The following is a 19,860-nucleotide window of genomic DNA, read 5'->3' as shown; positions in this document are numbered from 1 at the left end:
AGCTGTGGGCGGGCCGGGCTCAGTACGAGCCGGCGGACTGCCAGTGGGCCCAGGCGCCACAGGGGCTGCCGTAGCGCTCGTTCATGTAGTTGAGGCCCCACTTGATCTGGGTCTCGGGGTTGGTCTTCCAGTCGCCGCCGGACGAGGCCATCTTGTTGGCGGGCAGAGCCTGGACCAGGCCGTAGGCGCCGGACGACGCGTTCGTCGCGTGGGGGTTCCAGCCGCTCTCGTGGGACACGATCTTGTCGAAGCACGCGAACTGTGCGGCGCTCATCTTCTGCTGGGCGATCGCCTTCGGCGAAGAAGTGGCAGCGGCGTTCGACGCCGGGGCGGCGGCCATGACCATGCCGGCCGTGGCGGCAGCCAGGGCGACACCGGCGAGGGCCTTCTTCGGAGCGGCGATGCGGCGGAGGATGGTGACGGACAAAGCGTGAACCTTCCGTGGGGGACAGGGGCCGCTTCGCACGCCCTGCGGCGTACAGAGGCGCCGGGGCCCTGGTGGGGGCCGTCGGCGCCTTGCGACTCCTCCAGAACAACAGGCGCGAACCCCCGTGGCAATCGCCCCTTTTACTAGTTGAGGTCGCATGTGGGGGAAATATCCCCCGCGTGACCTGGCTCTCATCACCCAGGTCGGGGGGTGTTTTGGTGGGGACGCGTCAAGAGATCGCGTCTACGGCCACGCCTCGTAGGTGACCTGGGTCATGTGGGGTGCTTCACGGTGCGGGCGCCTTTCGGTGACGCAGCGCGGGTGAACCCCTACGGCTCGGTGCCCTCGAACGCGACGGGGGCCTCGAACGCGGCCCGGCGCGTGGCCCGCCGCAGCGCCCTCAGGAGCGCCGGGCCGACGGTGACGGTGAGGACGACGGTCAGGGCTGCCCGGCCCAGGTCCCAGCCCAGCGACGTGGCCAGGCAGTAGGCGAGGAAGCGGACCAGGTTCTCGTGCAGCGGGGCGCCCGCCTGGAACGCGACGCTCGACGACAGCGAGTCCAGGAACGGCCAGCCGGCCAGGTTCATGACGGTGCCGTACGCGAACGCGGCCAGGAACCCGTACGCCGCCAGCATCAGCACCTCGGCGCGGCCGCGCAGCAGGTCCGGGCCGGGGAGCAGGCCCGCGCCCATCGTGAACCAGCCCATCGACAGCATCTGGAACGGCATCCACGGACCGACCCCGCCGGTGAGCAGCGCGGACGCGAACATGGTCACGGACCCCAGCACGAACCCGAAGCCGGGCCCGAGGACGCGCCCGCTCAGGACCATCAGGAAGAACATCGGCTCGATCCCGGCGGTCCCCGCCCCGATCGGCCGCAGCGCCGCGCCCGTCGCGGCAAGGACTCCGAGCATCGCCACCGCCTTGGGCCCGACCCCGCCCTCGGACACGGCAGCCGCCACCACGCCCAGCAGCAGGACGAGCAGCCCCGCGAACAACCAGGGCGCGTCCTGCGCATGCGCGCTGACCTGCGACGAAGGGCCCGCGAGCAGCGGCCACCCGAAGGCGGCCACTCCTACGGCACTGACGAGGAGCAGGGCCACCACGGAGCGGGGGCCGAGGCGCACGGCGCGGGCCTGGCGGTCGGGGCGCCTGGTCTCGGGTGCGGTCTTCATACCCCGTCCTCCGTCGGGCACCCGGACTCAAGGGCCTCGCGGACCTGGGCCACCGTGAGCCACTTGCCCGGGGCGAGCACCTTGGCGACCTGGGGGGAGAAGGCGGGGGAGGCCACGACCACCTCGGGGGTGGGGCCGTTCGCCACGATCTCGCCGTCGGCCAGGACGGCGACGCGGTGGGACAGCTCGGCGGCCAGTTCCACGTCGTGCGTGGCCAGGACGACGGCGTGCCCGTCGGCCGCGAGGCCGCGCAGGACCGTGACCAGGCGGGCCTTCGCCGCGTAGTCGAGACCGCGCGTCGGCTCGTCGAGCAGGAGCAGGGGGGGGCGTGCCGTCAGCACGATCGCCAGGGCGAGGGTGAGGCGCTGGCCCTCCGAGAGGTCACGGGGGTGGGTGTCGTCCGCGATACCGGGCAGGAGCCGCGAGACCAGATCGCGGCAGGTGCCCGGATCCGCGCCCGCGTCGTGGTCGGCGGCCGCGCACTCGGCGGCCACCGTGTCCGCGTACAGGAGATCCCGCGGTTCCTGCGGGACCAGGCCGACGCGGCGGATCAGCTCACGCGGGCCCGTGCGGTGCGGGACCACGCCGCCCACCAGGGCCGTGCCGGACGACGGGCGGACCAGGCCGACCAGGGTGGACAGGAGGGTGGACTTCCCGGCGCCGTTGCGGCCCATCAGGGCGACGATCTCGCCGGGTCCGACCGAGAGGTCGACGTGACGCAACGCCTCGACACGCCCCCGCCGCACCGCGAGCCCCGCGACCTCGGCGACGGCCGGCACCTCGGACTGCCTGCCGGAACGCAGCAGGGTCCGGCGGGAGGCGGGGGAGGCGGGGGAGGCGGGGGAGGCGGGGGAGGCGGCGGCCTGCGGCTGCTCATGAGGCTCGCGCGGCTCGTGCTCCGCCAGGCGCTCCCGCAACTTTCCGGACCTGCGCCGTGCGTCCCGCACCGTCAGCGGCAGCGGTGACCAGCCCGCGAGGCGGCCCAGGTCCACGACCGGCGGGAACACCGGCGACACGGCCATGATCTCGGCGGGGGCGCCGAGCCGCAGGGGTTCGCCGGGACCTGCGAGGAGCGCGACCTGGTCCGCGTACTGCACGACCCGCTCAAGCCGGTGCTCGGCCATCAGGACCGTCGTGCCGAGGTCGTGCACGAGGCGCTGCAGCACCGCGAGGACCTCCTCCGCGGCGGCCGGGTCGAGCGCGGACGTCGGCTCGTCGAGGACCAGGACCCGCGGGTGCGGGGTGAGGACGGAGCCGATGGCGACGCGCTGCTGCTGCCCGCCGGACAGCGTCGCGATGGGACGGTCGCGCAGGTCGGCGAGGCCGAGCAGGTCGAGGGTCTCCTCGACGCGGCGCCGCATCACGTCGGGCGCGAGTCCGAGCGACTCCATGCCGTACGCGAGCTCGTCCTCGACCGTGTCGGTGACGAAGTGGGAGAGCGGGTCCTGCCCCACCGTGCCCACCACGTCGGCGAGTTCGCGCGGCTTGTGCGTACGGGTGTCGCGCCCCGCGACCGTGACGCGCCCGCTCAGCGTGCCCCCGGTGAAGTGCGGCACGAGCCCGCTCACCGCGCCGAGCAGCGTCGACTTGCCGACGCCGGACGGCCCCACGAGCAGCACCAACTCGCCCTCGGGTACGACGAGTTCGATGTCGCGCACCGTGGGTGTCGCGGCCCCGTCGTACGTCACCGAGACATCCTCGAACCGGATCATGAAGCCTCCTTCGAGGGTGTTTCGGCGAGCGGCGGCGCGGGCGCCACGAACGCGGGAATCAGTCCGAGCAGCACCCCGGCCGCGGGCCACAGCGGCAGCGTCGGCGCGGCCAGCGGCACGACGCCGGGCGCCAGGGCCGAGGGATCGTAGGAACCGGCCCGGATCATCACGGCGGCGACGGCCGCCCCCGACGCGGCGACGAGCCACGCCCGCACGCCCCACACGTCGGGCCGGTACCGGGTGCGGACCGAGCGGCGCCCGCCGAGCCAGAGCCCGCCGAGCGCGGCCGCCACCCCGGCGAGCAGCACGGGCAGCCCGTACCGCGCGCCGTCCGCGGTCAGCAGCCCGTACGTACCCGCGCACACTCCGACCAGACCGCCCAGCGTCAGCACCGCGGTGACCCGGCGCACGGCGGCCGGGACCTCGGCCGTACGCCCGTACCCGCGCGCGTCCATCGCGGCGGCCAGCGCCACCGACCGCTCAAGGGCGCCCTCAAGGACCGGCAGACCGACCTGAGCCAGGCCCCGGAGCCCCTTGTCGGGCCGGCCGCGCAGCCGGCGCGCGGCCCGCAGCCGCCGTACGTCGGCGATCAGGTTCGGCGCGAACGTCATCGCGACGACGACGGCGACCCCGGCCTCGTACAGCGCGCCCGGCAAGGACTTGAGGAGGCGGGCCGGGCTCGCGAGGGCGTTCGCCGCGCCCACACAGATCAGCAGCGCGGCCAGCTTCAGGCCGTCGTACAGCGCGAACACCAGCCCCTCGACCGTGACCCGGCCCCCGATCCGCACCCCCTGCGCCCACTCGGGCAGCGGCACATCGGGCAGCGTGACGAGCAGGTGCGTGCCCGGGATCGGCGACCCGAGGAACACCGCGAACAGCAGCCGGATCCCGATCACCGCGAGCCCCAGCTTCACGAACGCCCCGTACGAGCGCGCCCACGGCGCCGACGTGCGCCGCGCGGCCACCACATACCCGGACACCCCGATGAGCAGCGCGAGCAGCAGAGGATTCGTCGTCCGTGACGCCGCCGTGCCGAGCCCGAGCGCCCAGAGCCACCAGGCGCCGGGATGCAGCGCGTTCGAGCGGTGGGCCCGGGGTGGGGCGAGGGGACGACGGCGCGCGGACGACCCCGTCCCCGGGCCACGCGCGAGGCGCGGACGCGGGGCGGGGTGCGGTGAACCTGCGCCGGTGCTGCTCATCGTGTCGTCGTGTCCGCGTCCGTCAGCCGCGCCGGCGGCGGGTCTGCCAGACCGCTGCCGCGCCGAGCACGACGACGGCGGCGCCGCCCGCGATCAGGCCGACGGAGGGGCCACCGCCGTCGGACGCTGCCGCGCCGTCCTTCTCGGTGCCCTTGGAGTCGGTGCCGTTGGAAGAGGACACCTGCTCGCCGCAGCCCGTCTTCGGGTAGCCGGCGATGGAGCACAGCAGCGCCTGGTTGTTGTAGCGCAGCGGCTTGGCGACGGCGGCGAGCGCCTCCGCGCTGGTCGCGTCGTCCGCGACGCGCGCACACGCCGTACGCGGCTTCGGCGGTGTCTCACCGGACGGCGCGTCCCGCGCCGTGCCGAAGTCGATGACGAGCGCGACCCGCTTCTCGCCGCCCCGCGCCGGAGTAGCCGCGCAGATGGAGTCGAAGGACGTGGCCCCGCGCGGCTTCGCCGAGTCCTGCGAGTCCTCGCTCACGGAGAACCGGAACCCCTGTACGTCGCCGTCCGACGGGCGGGCCGTCGACGGGCCCTGCGAGGCGTATACCCACGCGGAGCCGTCACGGTCCCAGAACGACCAGTAGCGATAGCCGGTGGCCTGCGCCTGGCCCGCCCCAGCAAGGAGCGCGCACAGCACGCCCAGCAGTCCCAGGACGGTGACGGCCGGACCGCGGCGGCGGTACGTGGTCACAGCTGCTGCTTCTTGCGGCCGCTGAACAGGAAGCCGATGCCGATACCGGCGACGGCCGCGACGGCGACGACGTACCAGACGCTGATACCGCCGCCGTCCTTCTTCTCGTCCTTCTTCTCGTGCGTCGCGGCCTTCGTGGAGGAGGGCGCGGGACCGGTCGCGTTCAGGGCCTTCACGAGGTCGGTGCCGCCGAAGTCACGGGGGTCGGCGCCGGCCGCGTGCGAGGCGAGGACGAGCTGGGCGTAGGCGGCGGGACCGCTCTGCGCGGCCCACTGCGTGGCGTTCTTCTCCAGCCAGTTCAGCGCGGGCGCGGCCTGGTCGCCGTGGCCCGCGGCCGAGAGCGCGGTGACCGCGTCGGCCGTGTTGCCGTAGTCCGGCTGGTCCTTGGCGCCCGGCATCGACGACATGAGGTGGTGGTCCTTGGCCAGCGCCTCGGTCAGGTAGGCGGAGCCGTTCTGCGCGGCCCGCGCCGCGTCGGGGGTGCCCGAGCCCTTGCAGGAGGGGGCCCCGGCCTGCTTCGCGCCGTCCGCGGCGAGGCCCTTGCCGAGCCCGCCGAGCACACCGGCCGCCGTCGCGTCCGCGTTGGCCGCGAGCTTGCCCTTCTTGTCCGGCTGGTACGCGAACGCGCCCCCGCCGTCCTTGCCGCACGGGATGGACAGCTTGACGAGCGCGGCCTGCGCCGACGTCACCTTCTCGCCCGCCGCGGCGAGCGCGCCGATCACCACGGACGTGGAGTTCGCGTCGCTCGCGCCGCCCGGGTTGTAGCCCCAGCCGCCGTCGTCGCCCCGCACCGACTCCAGCCACTTCACGGCCTTGCCGACCTCGGAGTCGTGCCCGCCGAGCGCGGCGAGCGCCTGCACCGCGGCGCCCGTGCTGTTGGAGTCGAGAGGCGTCTTGGCGTCGCACGCCTTTCCCGTGTCGGCGCGGAACGCGGCGAACCCGCCGTTCGCGCACTGCTGCCCGGTCAGCCAGTCCACGGCCTTCGCCGCGGGCTTCACACCGGTGGTGTGCTGGGCGAGCAGCGAGAGCGACTGCCGCCAGACACCGTCGTACGTCGGGTCGGCCTTCCCGTAGAGCCCGGAGGGGATCGCCACCGAAGGGGACGCGGAGGGCGCGGAGTCGTCCGCGAGGGCGGCCGGGGCGGTGGCCATGCCGATGACGGCGGTGGCCGCCACGAGCGCGGCGCTGCGGCGAATGTTCATGGTGGGGCGGGTGCCTCTCCCTGCGGGGAGCCGGGCGGCACGGCACACGCGGGCACCGGGCGGCTCCGGCTCCGTATGCCTCGACGGTGCCGGCCACCGGCGGGGGCCGATGACACGAGCCGGTCACGCGCCGCACGGGGCAGTCCGGCTCACCACCTACGTGGTTCACGGTTGCGGGGTCAGCGCCGGATTCGCACCGGCTTCCCCCCGTGCGCGCATGATGACGACCCGCCCACTGTACCGGCCCGTAGGTGGCCTCCCCCGGGGTGGCCGAAGGGCCGGGGCGGACCGAAGCCTGCCCCGGCCCTCCGGGACGAGTGCGCCTGTCGAGGGCGACAGGGCTCAGCGGATGTCGACCGGCCCGTCGTCGCCGCCGTCGCGGCCGTCCGCCGGGCTCGACGCCGCCCCCAGGTACCGCTGGATCTCCCTCTCGCCGCCGCTCTTCTTGGCGTCGCCGTCCGGTGCGCCCAGGTTGCGGCGGACCGAGTCCAGGATGGTCAGACCCTGGCCGACGAGTCCGGCCGCGATCTCACCGAGGCCGTCCGCGCCGTTGAGCACGTTCACGTTGGCGCCCTTGAGGCCGCCGGCCGCTTCCTTCACGATCTGCGGCAGCTGGTCGATCAGCATCCGGTCGAGCGCGACCCGGTCGTACGACGCCGCCGCCGCGGCCTGGATCTTCATTCGCTCGGCCTCGGCGATGGCCATCACGCGGATCCGCTCGGCGTCCGCCTCCGCGGGCTTCACGACCTCGGCCACCAGCTGCTGCTGGCGCAGTTCGGCGGCCCGCTGGGCCAGTTCGGTGCGCGCCGCGAGGACCTCCTGCTCGGCGTGCGCCTGGGCCAGCGGCCCGGCCTGGGCGGCCGCCGCCTGCGCACGGTCCACCTCGGCCTTGTACTCGGCCTGGACGACGGCGGTCTGCCGCGCGTACTCGGCCTGATTGCGCTGGGCCTCCTGCTGCGCCTGGGTCGAGGCCTGGGTGGCCTGCGCCTGGGCGATCTGGGCCTGCCGCTGGATGGCCGCCTTGTGCGGGGCGGACATCGCGTCGATGTAGCCGGTGTTGCCGTCGTCGATGGACTGGATCTGGAGCGAGTCCACGGTCAGCCCGATCTTCGCCATCTCGGCCTTCGAGGTGTCGAGCACTTCGGCGGCGAGCTTCTGCCGCTCCGTGACGATCTCCTCGACCGTCATCGAGCCGATGATGGAGCGCAGGTGACCGGCGAAGATCCGGCCGGTGAGGATCGACATCTGATCCTGGTCGGAGAGAAACCGCTGGCCGGCGTTGACGATGGACTCAGTGTCGTTGCCGACCTTGAACGCGATGACCGCGCGGACGGTCAGGGCGATGCCCTGCCGCGTCACGCATTTCTCGACGACCTCGGCCTCGGACATGGCCAAGGACAGAAAGCGGGTCTTGCGGAAGATAGGCAGGACGAATTTTCCGTGGCCCGTCACGACCCGGAACGGCGCTCCCCCAAGTCCCCGCCTGCCACCCGAGATCAGCATCGCCTCATCGGGAGCGGGAACGCGATATCCGAACATCCTTCAGTCTCCTTAGCGGGCGTCACCCGTGTCGCCGGAGCCGTCGGCCCATTCGTCGAGCGACGGATCGCTCCAGGCCATGACGACGACCTGGCGGATGCCGCGGGACTCGATCACCAGGACCGTCGCCCCGCGCTCCAGGGGTTCGTCGGACCACGCGAGAAACGTCTCGCTGCCGCCCCGCACCCGCACCAGTACCTCGCCCGGGCCATCGGCTCCGCGCGTGGCGATGACCAGCTTCCCCGTACAGCCGACCACGGCCTCGTCCGGCGCCATCGGTGGCCGCCCCCTTGTCGGTCCAGTTCTGAGATGCCAGACATTACGCCTGTTGCCACCCGCGGACCATGCGCCGGAAGGCCCGCCGGGCAGGCTGTTTCGCACGCCCGGTAAAGATCGCGCAACGCGGGTAAAGCACAGGTCAAGTGCGTAGGTCAGACCGGCGCATAAGTCACCGGGTCGCTCCCGGCGACGGCCTCCGCGCGGCCCAGTTTCACCAGCCGGCGCAAGTGCGCCTCGGCCTCGGAGACCGCGATGGTGCGCGAGCCGTAGGGGATCTGTTCCCAGGGTCGGTTCCACTCCATCCGCTCGGCGAGCTGCCAGGGGGTGAGCGGGGTGGCGAGCAGGGTGAGCAGGCCGGTGAGGCGCTCCTCGTGGTGGTCGAGCAGCTCCCGTACGCGGGCGGGGGCGTCGGTGAACGTGTGCTGGTGGGCCGGGAGCACCTCGGCGGGGGCCAGGCGGCCGACGCGTTCCAGCGAGTCCAGGTAGTCGCCGAGCGGATCGGTGACCGTGGCGTCGTCCGGGTCCTCGTAGAGGCCGATGTGCGGGGTGATCCCGGGGAGCAGGTGGTCGCCGGAGAAGAGGCGGCCGTTGCCGGCGAGCCCTGCGGGGTGGTCCTCGTCCAGGTGCAGGCAGACATGGCCCGGGGTGTGGCCGGGCGTCCAGATCGCGCGCAGGCGGCGGCCCGGCAGGTCGAGCAGGTCGCCGGGGGTGATGGTGCGGTCGGGGAGCGCGGGGGCGAGGCCCGGGAGGCTGCGGGCCCTGCCCGAGTCGCGGGCGGCGATCAGCGGCGCCATGTGCTCCTCGGGGGCGCCGGCCGCGGCGAGCTTGGCGGCCATGAACGCGTACCAGCGCTCCGGCGGGTTCTCGCGGGTGCGGCGCACGACGGAGACGTCCGCCTCGTGCATGGCGATCCAGGCGCCGGACGCCTCGCGCACCTTGGCCGACAGGCCGTGGTGATCGGGGTGGTGATGGGTGATCAGGACTCCCGTCACCTCTCCGACGCTCGTGCCGCAGGCGGTGAGGCCCTCGGTGAGCGCGTCCCACGACTCGGGGTCGTCCCAGCCCGTGTCGATGAGGACGGGCCCGCGGTCGGTGTCGAGGAGGTGGACCAGGGTGAAGCCGAGCGGGTTGTCGGGGATGGGCACCCGAAGGGACCAGACGCCTCCACCGTGGTCGGTCACCTGCGTCATCGGGCCCCACCTCTCGTACGACGACCTCGAACTCCCGCCACTGTAATAGAACTTGTTCCAATGGTCGCCCGGGTCGACTTGTTGGGCGACGGTCGCCGTGCCGATCCGTGGACTCCTGGAACTGGAACTGGTATCAGTTTCCATAGGTTCTGATGCAGTGTCAGAAAACGTCCCGCGAGAGGCGGTCGGTCATGACCGGGCATGGGGAACGGCTTGAGCACGAGTTCGTGGAGCACGGACAGCTCTACATCGGCGGGGAGTTGACGCAGCCGTCCGGTACGGATGTCATCGAGGTGATCTCCCCGCACACCGGCGAGGTCTTCGGGCGAGTGCCGCACGCCGCGCCCGCCGATGTCGACCGCGCGGTGGCCGCCGCCCGCAGGGCGTTCGACGAGGGCCCCTGGCCGCGGCTCCCGCTCGACGAGCGGATCGCGGTCGTCACCCGGATCAAGGACGCGATCGCCGTACGGCACGAGGAGATCGCCCGCCTCATCTCCTCGGAGAACGGCTCCCCGTACTCATGGAGCGTCCTCGCGCAGGCGCTCGGCGCGATGATGGTGTGGGACTCCGCGATCACCGTCGCGAAGAACTTCACGTACGAGGAGACGCGCGACGGCGCGCTCGGGAAGATCCTGGTGCGGCGCGAGCCGGTCGGCGTCGTGGCGGCCGTGGTTCCTTGGAACGTCCCGCAGTTCGTGGCCGCGGCCAAGCTGGCGCCCGCGCTGCTCGCCGGCTGCACCGTCGTCCTCAAGCCGTCGCCGGAATCGCCGCTCGACGCGTATCTGCTCGGCGAGATCGCGAAGGAGGCGGGGCTGCCGGACGGGGTCCTGTCCATCCTTCCCGCGGACCGCGAGGTCAGCGAGTACCTCGTCGGGCACCCCGGCGTCGACAAGGTCTCCTTCACCGGATCCGTGGCCGCGGGCCGGCGCGTCATGGAGGTCGCCTCGCGCAACCTCACCCACGTCACCCTCGAACTCGGCGGCAAGTCCGCGGCGGTCGTCCTGCCGGACGCGGACCTCGCGACGACCGTCCCCGGGCTCGTCCAGTCCGCCTGGATGAACAACGGCCAGGCCTGCGTCGCCCAGACCCGCATCCTGCTGCCCCGTTCGCGCTACGACGAGTTCGCCGGAGCCCTCACGGAGGCGGCGGCCGCGCTCGTCGTCGGCGACCCGCTCGACCCGGCGACCCAGGTCGGCCCGCTGGTCGCCGAACGCCAGCAGCGCCGCTCCCTCGACTACATCCGCATCGGTCAGGAGGAAGGCGCCAAGATCCTCACCGGCGGCGGCCGTCCCGCCGGGCTCGACCGCGGCTGGTACGTGGAGCCGACCCTCTTCGGCGACGTCGACAATTCGATGCGCATCGCCCGCGAGGAGATCTTCGGTCCGGTCATCTGCCTGCTCCCGTACGGCGACGAGGCCGAGGCGGTGAAGATCGCCAACGACTCCGACTACGGGCTCAGCGGCAGCGTGTGGACGGCCGACGTGGCGCACGGCATCGACGTCGCGCGGCAGGTGCGCACCGGCACGTACAGCGTGAACACCTTCAGCCTCGACATGCTCGGCCCGTTCGGCGGCTACAAGAACTCCGGCCTCGGCCGGGAGTTCGGGCCCGAGGGGTACAGCGCCTTCCTGGAGCACAAGATGATCCATCTGCCGGCCGGCTGGGAGGCGTGATGGGGGACCGCTGGCACGTCGAGGTCGACCGGGGCGTCTGCATCGGCTCGGCCCAATGCGTTCACCACGCCCCGGGCGCCTTCCGTCTCGACTCCGGCAGGCAGTCCAGGCCCCTCGAGGCGGAGGCCGACGCCAACGAGAAGATCCTGGCCGCGGCGGAGGGCTGCCCCGTGGAAGCCGTCATGATCACGTTGCTGGGCAGCGGGGAGTCGGTTTTTCCGCCGGAAGACTGAAAAAAGTTCCCTTTGATGGGTTGCGTCACGACATGGGCGGTCTATTCTGGTATTGGCCTATGAGGCGAGTGAGGGAGTCCGACCGGAGTAGCCGACTGTGGCGTGACGCAAACGGCATCCGCCGTGGCCGACGTCGACGGTAGGGCTGAGAGGCCGGAAGGCAGTAGCAGAGCCGGAAGGCGACCCCCAGCACCTGATCCGGATCATGCCGGCGCAGGGAACCCGTCTCGTAGGTCTTTTGCGTGCCCTCTTCAGTGCCCCGGTGCCGCTCGCGCCCCGGGGCCCTTTACTCCGCGGGGCCGCCTACTTGCGGGTGTCCGGTGTGGTGAGGTCGATCAGCCGGCACACCGTCTCGATGTCTATCTTCACCTGCGCGATCGACGCGCGCCCCGACAGCCAGGTGATGAGCGCCGAGTGCCAGGTGTGCTCGATGACGCGGACCGCGGAGAGCTGCTGCGGGGTCGGGTCGTCCAGTTCCATCGCGTCCAGGATGATCGCCGTCGTCTGCCGGGAGACCTGGTCGACCTCGGGGCTCACACTGCGGTCGGCGAAGGTGAGGGCGCGCACCATCGCGTCGGCGAGGTGCGGTTCGCGCTGGAGCGCGCGGAAGGCCCGCATGAGGGTCTCCGCGACCCGCTCCGAGGGCAGGTCGGACGAGGGCGGGCGCTTGCGGACCGTCGCGTGCATGTGCTGGAGCTGGTCCTGCATCGTGGCCACGAGGAGATGCACCTTGGACGGGAAGTACCGGTACAGCGTGCCGAGGGCGACCTGTGAGGACTCTGCGACCTCGCGCATCTGCACGGCGTCGAAGCCGCCGCGGCTGGCCAGCTGGGCGCTCGCGTGAAGGATGCGGCGGCGGCGCGCCTCCTGGCGCTCGGTGAGGGGTGGCGACGCCGGATGTGCTGTCTTCGCTTCCGCTGTCATGTGTCCCGTTCCGTGGCTGTCAAGCCGTAATCCGGTGCTTTCGAGAGGCTCGTCATGGCAGGGCAGTGGGGGCTCCGTCGTGGCGCGAATCACCTGATCCGAGCGTTACAGCGAGGCTACCTGCCGGTAGATTCTGTGCTCCTTGAAGGATCAAAGAGCTGGCAACTCTGAAACTTGTTCTAGATTACCGCCCACGCGTAGTCTCGCGTGAACGTGCCGCGAGAAGGGGACCACGAGTGACCGCTGAGGCCATGGAGGCGGGCCCCCGGGCCGGGTCCTCCGCCGACGGTGACCGTCCGTTGCGCATCGCTCTCCTTACGTACAAGGGGAACCCGTTCTGCGGCGGGCAGGGCGTCTACGTACGCCATCTGTCCCGCGAACTCGCCCGGCTCGGGCACCAGGTCGAGGTCATCGGCTCCCAGCCCTACCCCGTCCTCGACGAGGGCGAGGGCCTGAAGGGGCTCAGGCTCACCGAGTTGCCCAGCCTCGACCTGTACCGCAGCCCCGACCCGTTCCGCACCCCCAAGCGCGGCGAGTACCGCGACTGGGTGGACGCGCTCGAGGTCGGCACCATGTGGACCGGCGGCTTCCCCGAACCCCTCACGTTCTCGCTGCGCGCCCGGCGCCATCTGCGGGCGCGGCGCGGCGAGTTCGACATCGTGCACGACAATCAGACGCTGGGCTACGGCCTGTTGGGCGGGCCTGCCGCGCTCGGCGCCCCCCTCGTCACCACGATCCACCACCCCATCACCGTCGACCGGCAGCTGGAGATCGACGCGGCGCCCGACTGGAAGCGCCGCGCCTCCGTACGCCGCTGGTACGCGTTCACGCGGATGCAGAAGCGCGTCGCCCGCCGCCTGCCGGCCGTGCTCACCGTCTCCGGGACCTCGCGCCAGGAGATCGTCGACCACCTCGGCGTACGCCAGGACCGGATCCGCGTCGTGCACATCGGCGCCGACACCGACCTCTTCTCGCCGGACCCCTCGGTCGCCGAGGTGCCCGGCCGCATCGTGACGACGTCCAGCGCCGACGTCCCCCTCAAGGGACTCGTCTTCCTCGTCGAGGCCCTCGCCAAGGTCCGCACCGAGAACCCGGCCGCCCACCTCGTCGTCGTCGGCAAGCGCGCCGAGGACGGGCCCGTCGCCGCGGCCATCGAGAAGTACGGCCTCGAAGGCGCCGTGTCCTTCGTCAAGGGCATCACCGACGCCGAACTCGTCGACCTCGTACGGTCGGCGGAGGTCGCCTGTGTGCCCTCCCTGTACGAGGGCTTCTCGCTGCCCGCGGCGGAGGCCATGGCCACCGGCACCCCCCTGGTCGCCACCACCGGCGGAGCGATCCCCGAGGTCGCCGGGCCCGACGGGGAGACCTGCCTCGCGGTGCCCACCGGCGACGCGGGCGCGCTGGCCGCCGCGCTCAGCAGACTCCTGGACGACCCGCGGCTGCGGGCGAGGCTCGGCGCCGCCGGACGCGAACGCGTACTGAGGAACTTCACCTGGGCCCGCGCGGCGCTCGGCACCGCCGAGCTCTACCGCGAGTCCATCGCCCGCCCGGCCGGCCGGAACATCGGCGCCGCGGCCACCACCCCCCTCGAACGTGCAGGATCCGACCGCGAAAGCAGGGCCACGTGCTGACCGTCGACTTCACCCGCTTCCCGCTCGCCGCAGGCGACCGCGTCCTCGACCTCGGCTGCGGAGCCGGGCGGCACGCGTTCGAGTGCTACCGGCGCGGGGCCCAGGTGGTCGCCCTCGACCAGAACGGCGAGGAGATCCGCGAGGTCGCCAAGTGGTTCGCCGCGATGAAGGAGGCCGGTGAGGCCCCCGCCGGCGCCACGGCCACGGCCATGGAGGGCGACGCCCTCAACCTCCCCTTCCCGGACGCCTCGTTCGACGTCGTGATCATCTCCGAGGTGATGGAGCACATCCCCGACGACAAGGGCGTGCTCGCCGAGATGGTCCGCGTCCTCAAGCCGGGCGGCCGCATCGCCGTGACCGTGCCCCGCTACGGCCCTGAGAAGGTCTGCTGGACCCTCAGCGACGCCTACCACGAGGTCGAGGGCGGCCACATCCGCATATACAAGGCGGACGAACTCCTCGCCAAGATGCGCGAGGCGGGCCTCAAGCCGTACGGCACCCACCACGCGCACGCCCTGCACTCGCCGTACTGGTGGCTCAAGTGCGCCTTCGGCGTCGACAACGACAAGGCGCTGCCCGTGCGGGCGTACCACAAGCTCCTGGTCTGGGACATCATGAAGAAGCCGGCGCTCACCCGCGTCACCGAGCAGCTCCTCAACCCGGTCGTCGGCAAGAGCTTCGTCGCCTACGCCACCAAGCCGCACCTGCCCAAGGCCGAGGCGTGACGAGCCCGGAGAAGACCGAACTCCTCGTCCTGCCCGGCGTACTGACCGCCGAGCAGGCCGCCGCGACCGTCCGCGGGCTCCTCGCCGTGCAGCGCGAGGACGGCGCCATACCCTGGTTCCGTGGCCACCACCTCGACCCGTGGGACCACACCGAGGCCGCCATGGCCCTCGACGCGGCGGGCGAGCACGACGCCGCCGAACGCGCCTACGACTGGCTCGCCCGCCACCAGAACGAGGACGGCTCCTGGTACGCGGCCTACGCCGACGGGGACGCCGGTGACATCACCGACCACGGCCGCGAGACCAACTTCGTCGCCTACGTCGCCGTGGGCGCCTGGCACCACTACCTCTCCACCGGCGACGACGCATTCCTCGACCGGATATGGCCCACCGTGTACGCGGCCATGGAGTTCGTGCTGCGGCTCCAGCAGCCCGGCGGGCAGATCGGCTGGAAGCGCGAGCCGGACGGGACGCCCGTCGACGAGGCACTCCTGACCGGCAGTTCGTCCGTGCACCACGCGCTGCGGTGCGCCCTCGCGATCGCCGAACAGCGCGAAGAACCCCAGCCCGACTGGGAGTTGGCGGCCGGCAGCCTGCGGCACGCGATCCGCCGCCACCCCGAGCGGTTCCTCGACAAGGACCGCTACTCGATGGACTGGTACTACCCCGTCCTCGGCGGCGCCCTCACCGGCTCGGAGGCCGAGGAGCGCATCCAGGCGTCCTGGGACCGCTTCGTCGTCCCCGGACTCGGCGTGCGCTGCGTCATCCCCAACCCGTGGGTCACCGGCGGCGAGAGCGCCGAACTCGCCCTCGCCCTGTGGGCGGTGGGCGAGTCCGACCGCGCTCTGGAGATCCTCCAGTCGATCCAGCACCTGCGCGACCCGGAGTCGGGCCTGTACTGGACCGGCTACGTCTTCGACGACCGGGCCGTCTGGCCGAGGGAACTGACCGCGTGGACGGCCGGTTCGGTGCTGCTCGCCGTCGCCGCGCTCGGCGGCGACGAGGCCACCTGCTCGGTGTTCGGCGGCCGCCTCCCGGCGGGCTTCGAACCGGACTGCTGCGAGGGAAGCCCCGCTCAGTAGCGGCGCAGCCGGCCGGCGACGAAGTGCCCGACGAGCAGGTACACCAGCGCCGCCAGGCCGTAGCCCGCGACCACCCGCGCCCATGCGTCGTCGAACGTGAACAGGTCGTGCGACCACCCGGCGAGCCACAGGGCCGCGTCGTGGATGAACTGCACCAGGGAGTTGGCGCGGTTGGCGTCCAGCAGGTACATCAGGATCCACAGGCCGAGGATGGCGGCCAGGATGTCTGCGACGACCATCACGATCGTCGCGGCTTGGTTGGTGCCTCGCGTTGCTTGGCTGGGAGACATGAAGCACGGGTTACCGCTCCACCGCGAGTGAAACCCGTACGGGCCCGCCCGAGTGGCACGGCCATGGGGCCCGGGGGACGCTGCCAGGGAGCAGCAGCACCGCGCCCTGGAGGTTTGTCGTGATCGGTTCCACCCTGCCCATACGCCGCGCCGTCGTGGCGCTCACCGTCAGCTCCGCCCTCCTCGTGGGCGGGACGGCGTGCGGCGGCAACGACACGACGAAAACCAAGGCGTCAGCCACCGTGGCCGCGGATGTGGCGGAACCGACCGCCACCAGCTCCGCCGAGAAGCAGAAGTTCGCCAAGACGCGCTTCGTCGCCAACGCGGGTCTCGCGGCCGGCGCGACCTACCAGTGGATCGTGAAGCCGTACCGCAAGGGCAAGTTCAAGAAGGGCGCCCACGGGCGGAAGCTCGCCCTCGTCAAGGCGGGTGTCGCGGGCGCGTTCGCGTACAACAGGCTGAAGGCGGCCGTGAAGAACGCGAAGGGCGACCCGCTGCTCTCCAAGGCCGTCGCGCCGCTCACGGTGGGCATCGAGAAGCTGAAGGACCTGCCGTCCAAGCTGCGCAAGGGTGACGGCGCCGCCGTCAACTCCTTCGATGATGTCATCAACTCGGTGAAGGACGCGGGCAAGAGCGCGGGCGCCGAGGTGAAGGACAAGGTGCCGTCGGCGAAGGAGCTGTCCTCGGGCTCGTAGTGCAGAGTCTCCAACTGGGCTTGCAACGCTACGAGTTGAGCTCGGCCAGGACCCGCAGTGTGTGCGGGTCCTGGGCCAGGACGAGTAGGTCGGTGACCGGGCCCTTGCGCCACAGCTCCAGGCGTTCGGCGATGCGCCCGCGCGGGCCGACCAGCGAGATCTCGTCGGCGAAGGCGTCCGGCACGGCCAGTACGGCCTCCTCGCGCCGTCCCGCGAGGAAGAGTTCCTGGACCCGGCGGGCCTCGTCCGCGTACCCCATGCGCGCCATCAGGTCCGCGTGGAAGTTGCGCTTCGCGTGGCCCATGCCGCCGATGTAGAAGCCCAGCATGGCCTTCACCGGCAGCAGCCCCTCGGCGACGTCGTCGCAGACCGTGACGCGGGCCATCGGCGCGATCACGAAGTCCTCGGGGAGGTCCGTGAGGGAGGCCTCGTACGCGTCCGTGCGCGTCGGTGACCAGTACAGGGGGAGCCAGCCGTCCGCGATGCGGGTCGTCTGCGCGATGTTCTTCGGGCCCTCGGCGCCGAGCAGGATGGGCAGGTCGGCGCGCAGGGGATGCGTGATCGGCTTCAGCGGCTTGCCGAGGCCGGTGGCGTCCTCGCCGCGATACGGGTGCGCGTGGAAGCGGCCGTCCATCTCGACCGGGCCCTCGCGCCGCAGGACCTGCCGCACCACGTCGACGTACTCGCGCGTCGCGGTGAGCGGCGACCGCGGGAACGGCCGCCCGTACCAGCCCTCCACCACCTGTGGCCCCGACAGGCCGAGCCCCAGCATCATGCGGCCGCCGGACAGATGGTCGAGGGTGAGCGCGTGCATCGCCGTCGTCGTGGGGGAGCGGGCCGCCATCTGCGCGATCGCCGTACCCAGGCGGATACGCGAGGTGTGCGCCGCGATCCAGGTCAGCGGCGTGAACGCGTCGCTGCCCCAGGACTCGGCGGTCCACACCGAGTGGTAGCCCAACCGCTCGGCCTCCTGGGCGAGTTCGAGGTGGCGCGGGTCGGGACCGCGGCCCCAGTAGCCGAGCGCGAGTCCGAGTCGCATGGCCGCTCCCATTTCTGACGCAGTGTCAGTTAGTGGTTCGGGGGCGACTGTACGACAACGGCCCCCCACCCGGAAGACGGGTGAGGGGCCGTGACGGAAAGGCCGGGCGACGTCAGCCGCGCTGGATCCCCGTCGTGTCCTGGAGGACGCCGCGGCGGCCGTCCTGCGTCTGGGCCACCAGGCCGGGGCCGCGCTGCTCGACGGCCAGGTACCACGTGCCGGGCGCCAGCTCGGCGATCGGCGTCGGGGAGCCGTCCTCGGCGTACAGCGGACGCGGCACCGGCACCGCGAACCAGAACGGCGAGAAGTCGCCGGCCGGGGCCTGCGCGGCCTGCGGCGCGGGCGCGGCCTGCTGCGGCTGGGCGGCGGCACCGTAAGACTGACCGGGATGCCCCGGCTGACCCGGCTGACCGGGCTGGGCGCCGTAGGGCTGGCCCGGCTGCTGGGCGCCCGGGTAGCCGTAGCCACCGGCAGGCTGCGCGCCGTACGGCTGCGGGGCCTGCGGACGAGGGGCGCCGACGAGGGCACCCTTCAGCGCGGGCACGAGCGGCGTGGCGACAGCGGCACCCGCGAGCACGAGAGCGGCGATCAGGCCGAGGATGGTGCCGGTGCCGGCACCGAACGCGCTGTCCGGGAACGTGCCGATGTTGTTCCAGCCACCCGCCGGGTCGAAGATGTTCCCCAGAGCGCTCCACGCCGCGAAGACCGCGAGTGCGATGCCGAACTGGCCGAGGTCGAGACCGGCGACCTTCGGTACGGTGGGCAGCCCCCGGGCGACGACGATCAGCACGGCGGCGATGATGCCCGCGAGGAAGACGCTCATCAGGAGCGGTGCGCTCTCCCACGCGTTCGGGAGGCTTTCGTTGCTCGAGTTCCCGTCGATCGAATAGATGTCGAGGAACGAGGCGATGAACAGCAACACCGCTGCTCCGATCACCACGCCGTCGCCTCGAGTGAGGGAGCGGATATTCACTTCAGGTCGGTCCTTCGTCAGTCGTCCGGTCGTCGGCGGAGGCGTCGCTGTCGCTGCTGTGCCGTGCGAAGCGCGGGGGTGGCCCCATCGTAGAGAGACACTATCGTCCGCGCGGCGGGGGTGTCTGCCGCGATCCGCAGGGTGAGAACTACCCGCGCAGGAAACTCACGATTCCGTCAGACATCCCCTGCGCCGCCTTCTGCCGCCACGCGCCACTCGTCAGCAGGGCCGCGTCATTCGCGTCGCGCATGTTGCCGCACTCGATGAACACCTTCGGCACGGTGGAGAGGTTGAGGCCTCCCAGGTCCTTGCGCACGTCGAGGCCGGTGCCGCCGCCGATGTAGTTCGAGGGTGCCGAGCCCGTGGCGCGCAGGAAGTTGCCCGCGACGCGTTCGCCGAGATCCCGTGAGGGGCCCGCGATCGCCGTGGTGTTGGCGGAACCCGAGTTCACGGATGCGGGAAGGATCACATGGAAGCCGCGGTTGCCCGCCGCGGAGCCGTCGGCGTGCACGGAGATCACCGCGTCCGCGTGCGCCTTGTTGCCGATCCGGGCGCGCTCGTCCACGCACGGGCCCCAGGAGCGGTCGCCGTTCTGGGTCAACTCGACGGTGGCGCCCTGCTGTTGGAGCAGGGTGCGCAGCCGGCGCGAGACATCGAGGGTGAACTGGGCCTCGGTGTAACCGGCGTTGGTCGACGTGCCTGTCGTATCGCATTCCTTGCGGTTCGTCCCGATGTCGACGAGCCGGTTGATCTCCGCGGTGTGCCGGAAGTTGCCCGGGTTGTGACCCGGGTCGATGACGACGACCTTGCCCTTGAGGGGGCCGGATCCGGCGGGCTTCGAGGAGGAGGTGGGCGACTTCGACTTCGACGGGGTGGCGCTCGGCGACCCGTCGCCCTTCTTGCCGTCGTCGGACTTCGACGGGGAGGGGGACGTCGTGTCCGCCCCCGCCGTCGACGACTGGCTCGCGGCGGGCAGTGTCTTCGCGGGCTCGCTCTCGCCCGGACCGCCCACCACCTGCCAGATCAGCCACCCGGCGAGAGCCGTGGGCACGAGCGCGGCGAGCGCCACGGTCAGCGGACCGCCGCTGAACCGGCGCGGCCGCCGGGGGCCGTCCCCGTCGCCGTCGAAGAAACCGTCGCTGTCCGGGCCTACGTATGACACGTGGGTGAGCCTAACG

20 protein-coding genes and 1 riboswitch are annotated in these 19,860 nt (G+C 72.1%); of the genes, 6 read left to right on the top strand and 14 right to left on the bottom strand.

Features of this window, described 5'->3' with window-relative positions; genetic code table 11:
- Positions 1-19 precede the first annotated feature (19 nt).
- The 9 genes from ACWFR4_RS03120 to ACWFR4_RS03080 all read right to left on the bottom strand — a co-directional run bounded on the left by ACWFR4_RS03120 (position 20) and on the right by ACWFR4_RS03080 (position 9,417).
- The gene (locus tag ACWFR4_RS03120; RefSeq protein ID WP_453457404.1) at positions 20-427 is read right to left on the bottom strand and encodes an aggregation-promoting factor C-terminal-like domain-containing protein; all 408 of its coding nucleotides are present in this window, start codon (positions 425-427) and stop codon (positions 20-22) included.
- A 329-nt stretch (positions 428-756) separates the two neighbouring features.
- Entirely contained in the window at positions 757-1,602 is an 846-nt protein-coding gene (locus ACWFR4_RS03115; protein ID WP_453650468.1) for an ECF transporter S component, read from the bottom strand.
- Entirely contained in the window at positions 1,599-3,314 is a 1,716-nt protein-coding gene (locus ACWFR4_RS03110; protein ID WP_453650466.1) for an ABC transporter ATP-binding protein, read from the bottom strand. The genes ACWFR4_RS03115 and ACWFR4_RS03110 overlap by 4 nt, the downstream gene beginning before the upstream one ends.
- Positions 3,311-4,513, bottom strand: a complete 1,203-nt coding sequence (locus ACWFR4_RS03105) for an energy-coupling factor transporter transmembrane component T (protein ID WP_453650464.1) — start codon at positions 4,511-4,513, stop codon at positions 3,311-3,313. Before ACWFR4_RS03105 ends, ACWFR4_RS03110 begins: the two co-directional genes overlap by 4 nt.
- A gap of 22 nt (positions 4,514-4,535) precedes the next feature.
- A complete protein-coding gene (locus tag ACWFR4_RS03100) occupies positions 4,536-5,207 on the bottom strand; it encodes an SCO2322 family protein (protein WP_453650462.1) in 672 nt (223 codons plus the stop codon).
- Positions 5,204-6,409 carry a prenyltransferase/squalene oxidase repeat-containing protein gene (locus tag ACWFR4_RS03095; protein WP_453650460.1) on the bottom strand — a complete coding sequence of 402 codons (1,206 nt, stop codon included), beginning with the start codon at positions 6,407-6,409 and terminating at the stop codon, positions 5,204-5,206. Before ACWFR4_RS03095 ends, ACWFR4_RS03100 begins: the two co-directional genes overlap by 4 nt.
- Positions 6,410-6,530: 121 nt before the next feature.
- A riboswitch (cobalamin riboswitch) is annotated at positions 6,531-6,615 on the bottom strand.
- Positions 6,616-6,751: 136 nt separating this feature from the next.
- On the bottom strand, positions 6,752-7,948 hold the full coding sequence (locus ACWFR4_RS03090) for an SPFH domain-containing protein (RefSeq protein ID WP_453457387.1): 1,197 nt from the start codon (positions 7,946-7,948) through the stop codon (positions 6,752-6,754).
- 12 nt (positions 7,949-7,960) lie between these two features.
- Positions 7,961-8,224 carry a hypothetical protein gene (locus ACWFR4_RS03085; RefSeq protein WP_453457384.1) on the bottom strand — a complete coding sequence of 88 codons (264 nt, stop codon included), beginning with the start codon at positions 8,222-8,224 and terminating at the stop codon, positions 7,961-7,963.
- Between the two features lie 155 nt (positions 8,225-8,379).
- Positions 8,380-9,417 (bottom strand): MBL fold metallo-hydrolase, encoded by a 1,038-nt coding sequence (locus ACWFR4_RS03080; RefSeq protein WP_453457382.1) that lies wholly within the window; start codon positions 9,415-9,417, stop codon positions 8,380-8,382.
- Between the two features lie 191 nt (positions 9,418-9,608).
- On the opposite strand from ACWFR4_RS03080, the gene ACWFR4_RS03075 reads away from it, so the two are divergent.
- Entirely contained in the window at positions 9,609-11,090 is a 1,482-nt protein-coding gene (locus ACWFR4_RS03075; protein WP_453650459.1) for an aldehyde dehydrogenase, read from the top strand.
- Positions 11,090-11,323 (top strand): ferredoxin, encoded by a 234-nt coding sequence (locus tag ACWFR4_RS03070; RefSeq protein ID WP_453457377.1) that lies wholly within the window; start codon positions 11,090-11,092, stop codon positions 11,321-11,323. The genes ACWFR4_RS03075 and ACWFR4_RS03070 overlap by 1 nt, the downstream gene beginning before the upstream one ends.
- Before the next feature lie 303 nt (positions 11,324-11,626).
- Here ACWFR4_RS03070 and ACWFR4_RS03065 read toward each other — a convergent pair whose 3' ends face one another.
- Complete coding sequence (locus ACWFR4_RS03065) at positions 11,627-12,247, bottom strand: TetR family transcriptional regulator (RefSeq protein WP_453457374.1); 621 nt, start codon at positions 12,245-12,247, stop codon at positions 11,627-11,629.
- A 236-nt stretch (positions 12,248-12,483) separates the two neighbouring features.
- On the opposite strand from ACWFR4_RS03065, the gene ACWFR4_RS03060 reads away from it, so the two are divergent.
- From ACWFR4_RS03060 to ACWFR4_RS03050, 3 genes are read left to right on the top strand one after another with little or no spacing between them, the layout of a single operon-like run.
- Positions 12,484-13,878, top strand: a complete 1,395-nt coding sequence (locus ACWFR4_RS03060) for a glycosyltransferase family 4 protein (RefSeq protein ID WP_453650457.1) — start codon at positions 12,484-12,486, stop codon at positions 13,876-13,878.
- Positions 13,872-14,603 carry a class I SAM-dependent methyltransferase gene (locus ACWFR4_RS03055; protein ID WP_266564762.1) on the top strand — a complete coding sequence of 244 codons (732 nt, stop codon included), beginning with the start codon at positions 13,872-13,874 and terminating at the stop codon, positions 14,601-14,603. The genes ACWFR4_RS03060 and ACWFR4_RS03055 overlap by 7 nt, the downstream gene beginning before the upstream one ends.
- Positions 14,600-15,685 carry a prenyltransferase gene (locus ACWFR4_RS03050; protein ID WP_453457369.1) on the top strand — a complete coding sequence of 362 codons (1,086 nt, stop codon included), beginning with the start codon at positions 14,600-14,602 and terminating at the stop codon, positions 15,683-15,685. The genes ACWFR4_RS03055 and ACWFR4_RS03050 overlap by 4 nt, the downstream gene beginning before the upstream one ends.
- On the opposite strand, the gene ACWFR4_RS03045 is transcribed toward ACWFR4_RS03050, so the two are convergent.
- Positions 15,679-15,975 carry a hypothetical protein gene (locus tag ACWFR4_RS03045; RefSeq protein ID WP_453457367.1) on the bottom strand — a complete coding sequence of 99 codons (297 nt, stop codon included), beginning with the start codon at positions 15,973-15,975 and terminating at the stop codon, positions 15,679-15,681. The genes ACWFR4_RS03050 and ACWFR4_RS03045 overlap by 7 nt on opposite strands.
- A 122-nt stretch (positions 15,976-16,097) precedes the next feature.
- On the opposite strand from ACWFR4_RS03045, the gene ACWFR4_RS03040 reads away from it, so the two are divergent.
- Entirely contained in the window at positions 16,098-16,670 is a 573-nt protein-coding gene (locus ACWFR4_RS03040; protein WP_453457497.1) for a hypothetical protein, read from the top strand.
- 28 nt (positions 16,671-16,698) lie between these two features.
- On the opposite strand, the gene ACWFR4_RS03035 is transcribed toward ACWFR4_RS03040, so the two are convergent.
- The 3 genes from ACWFR4_RS03035 to ACWFR4_RS03025 form a co-directional block, all read right to left on the bottom strand.
- Entirely contained in the window at positions 16,699-17,709 is a 1,011-nt protein-coding gene (locus ACWFR4_RS03035) for an LLM class F420-dependent oxidoreductase (protein ID WP_453650455.1), read from the bottom strand.
- Between the two features lie 112 nt (positions 17,710-17,821).
- Positions 17,822-18,682 (bottom strand): hypothetical protein, encoded by an 861-nt coding sequence (locus tag ACWFR4_RS03030; protein WP_453457363.1) that lies wholly within the window; start codon positions 18,680-18,682, stop codon positions 17,822-17,824.
- Positions 18,683-18,830: 148 nt separating this feature from the next.
- Positions 18,831-19,844: an N-acetylmuramoyl-L-alanine amidase gene (locus ACWFR4_RS03025; protein ID WP_453457360.1), complete on the bottom strand. Its 1,014-nt coding sequence runs from the start codon at positions 19,842-19,844 to the stop codon at positions 18,831-18,833.
- Between the last annotated feature and the right edge of the window lie 16 nt (positions 19,845-19,860).

It is taken from the genome of Streptomyces sp. NPDC055140 (assembly GCF_053607285.1).
This window is presented reverse-complemented; position numbering and strand designations above follow the sequence as displayed.

Coding starts and splice junctions, on each gene's coding strand:
- ACWFR4_RS03045 (WP_453457367.1), bottom strand. CDS start 15,975: ATGTCTCCCAGCCAAGCAACGCGAGGCACCAACCAAGCCGCGACGATC.
- ACWFR4_RS03065 (WP_453457374.1), bottom strand. CDS start 12,247: ATGACAGCGGAAGCGAAGACAGCACATCCGGCGTCGCCACCCCTCACC.
- ACWFR4_RS03085 (WP_453457384.1), bottom strand. CDS start 8,224: ATGGCGCCGGACGAGGCCGTGGTCGGCTGTACGGGGAAGCTGGTCATC.
- ACWFR4_RS03080 (WP_453457382.1), bottom strand. CDS start 9,417: ATGACGCAGGTGACCGACCACGGTGGAGGCGTCTGGTCCCTTCGGGTG.
- ACWFR4_RS03105 (WP_453650464.1), bottom strand. CDS start 4,513: ATGAGCAGCACCGGCGCAGGTTCACCGCACCCCGCCCCGCGTCCGCGC.
- ACWFR4_RS03075 (WP_453650459.1), top strand. CDS start 9,609: ATGACCGGGCATGGGGAACGGCTTGAGCACGAGTTCGTGGAGCACGGA.
- ACWFR4_RS03035 (WP_453650455.1), bottom strand. CDS start 17,709: ATGCGACTCGGACTCGCGCTCGGCTACTGGGGCCGCGGTCCCGACCCG.
- ACWFR4_RS03090 (WP_453457387.1), bottom strand. CDS start 7,948: ATGTTCGGATATCGCGTTCCCGCTCCCGATGAGGCGATGCTGATCTCG.
- ACWFR4_RS03115 (WP_453650468.1), bottom strand. CDS start 1,602: ATGAAGACCGCACCCGAGACCAGGCGCCCCGACCGCCAGGCCCGCGCC.
- ACWFR4_RS03110 (WP_453650466.1), bottom strand. CDS start 3,314: ATGATCCGGTTCGAGGATGTCTCGGTGACGTACGACGGGGCCGCGACA.
- ACWFR4_RS03095 (WP_453650460.1), bottom strand. CDS start 6,409: ATGAACATTCGCCGCAGCGCCGCGCTCGTGGCGGCCACCGCCGTCATC.
- ACWFR4_RS03070 (WP_453457377.1), top strand. CDS start 11,090: ATGGGGGACCGCTGGCACGTCGAGGTCGACCGGGGCGTCTGCATCGGC.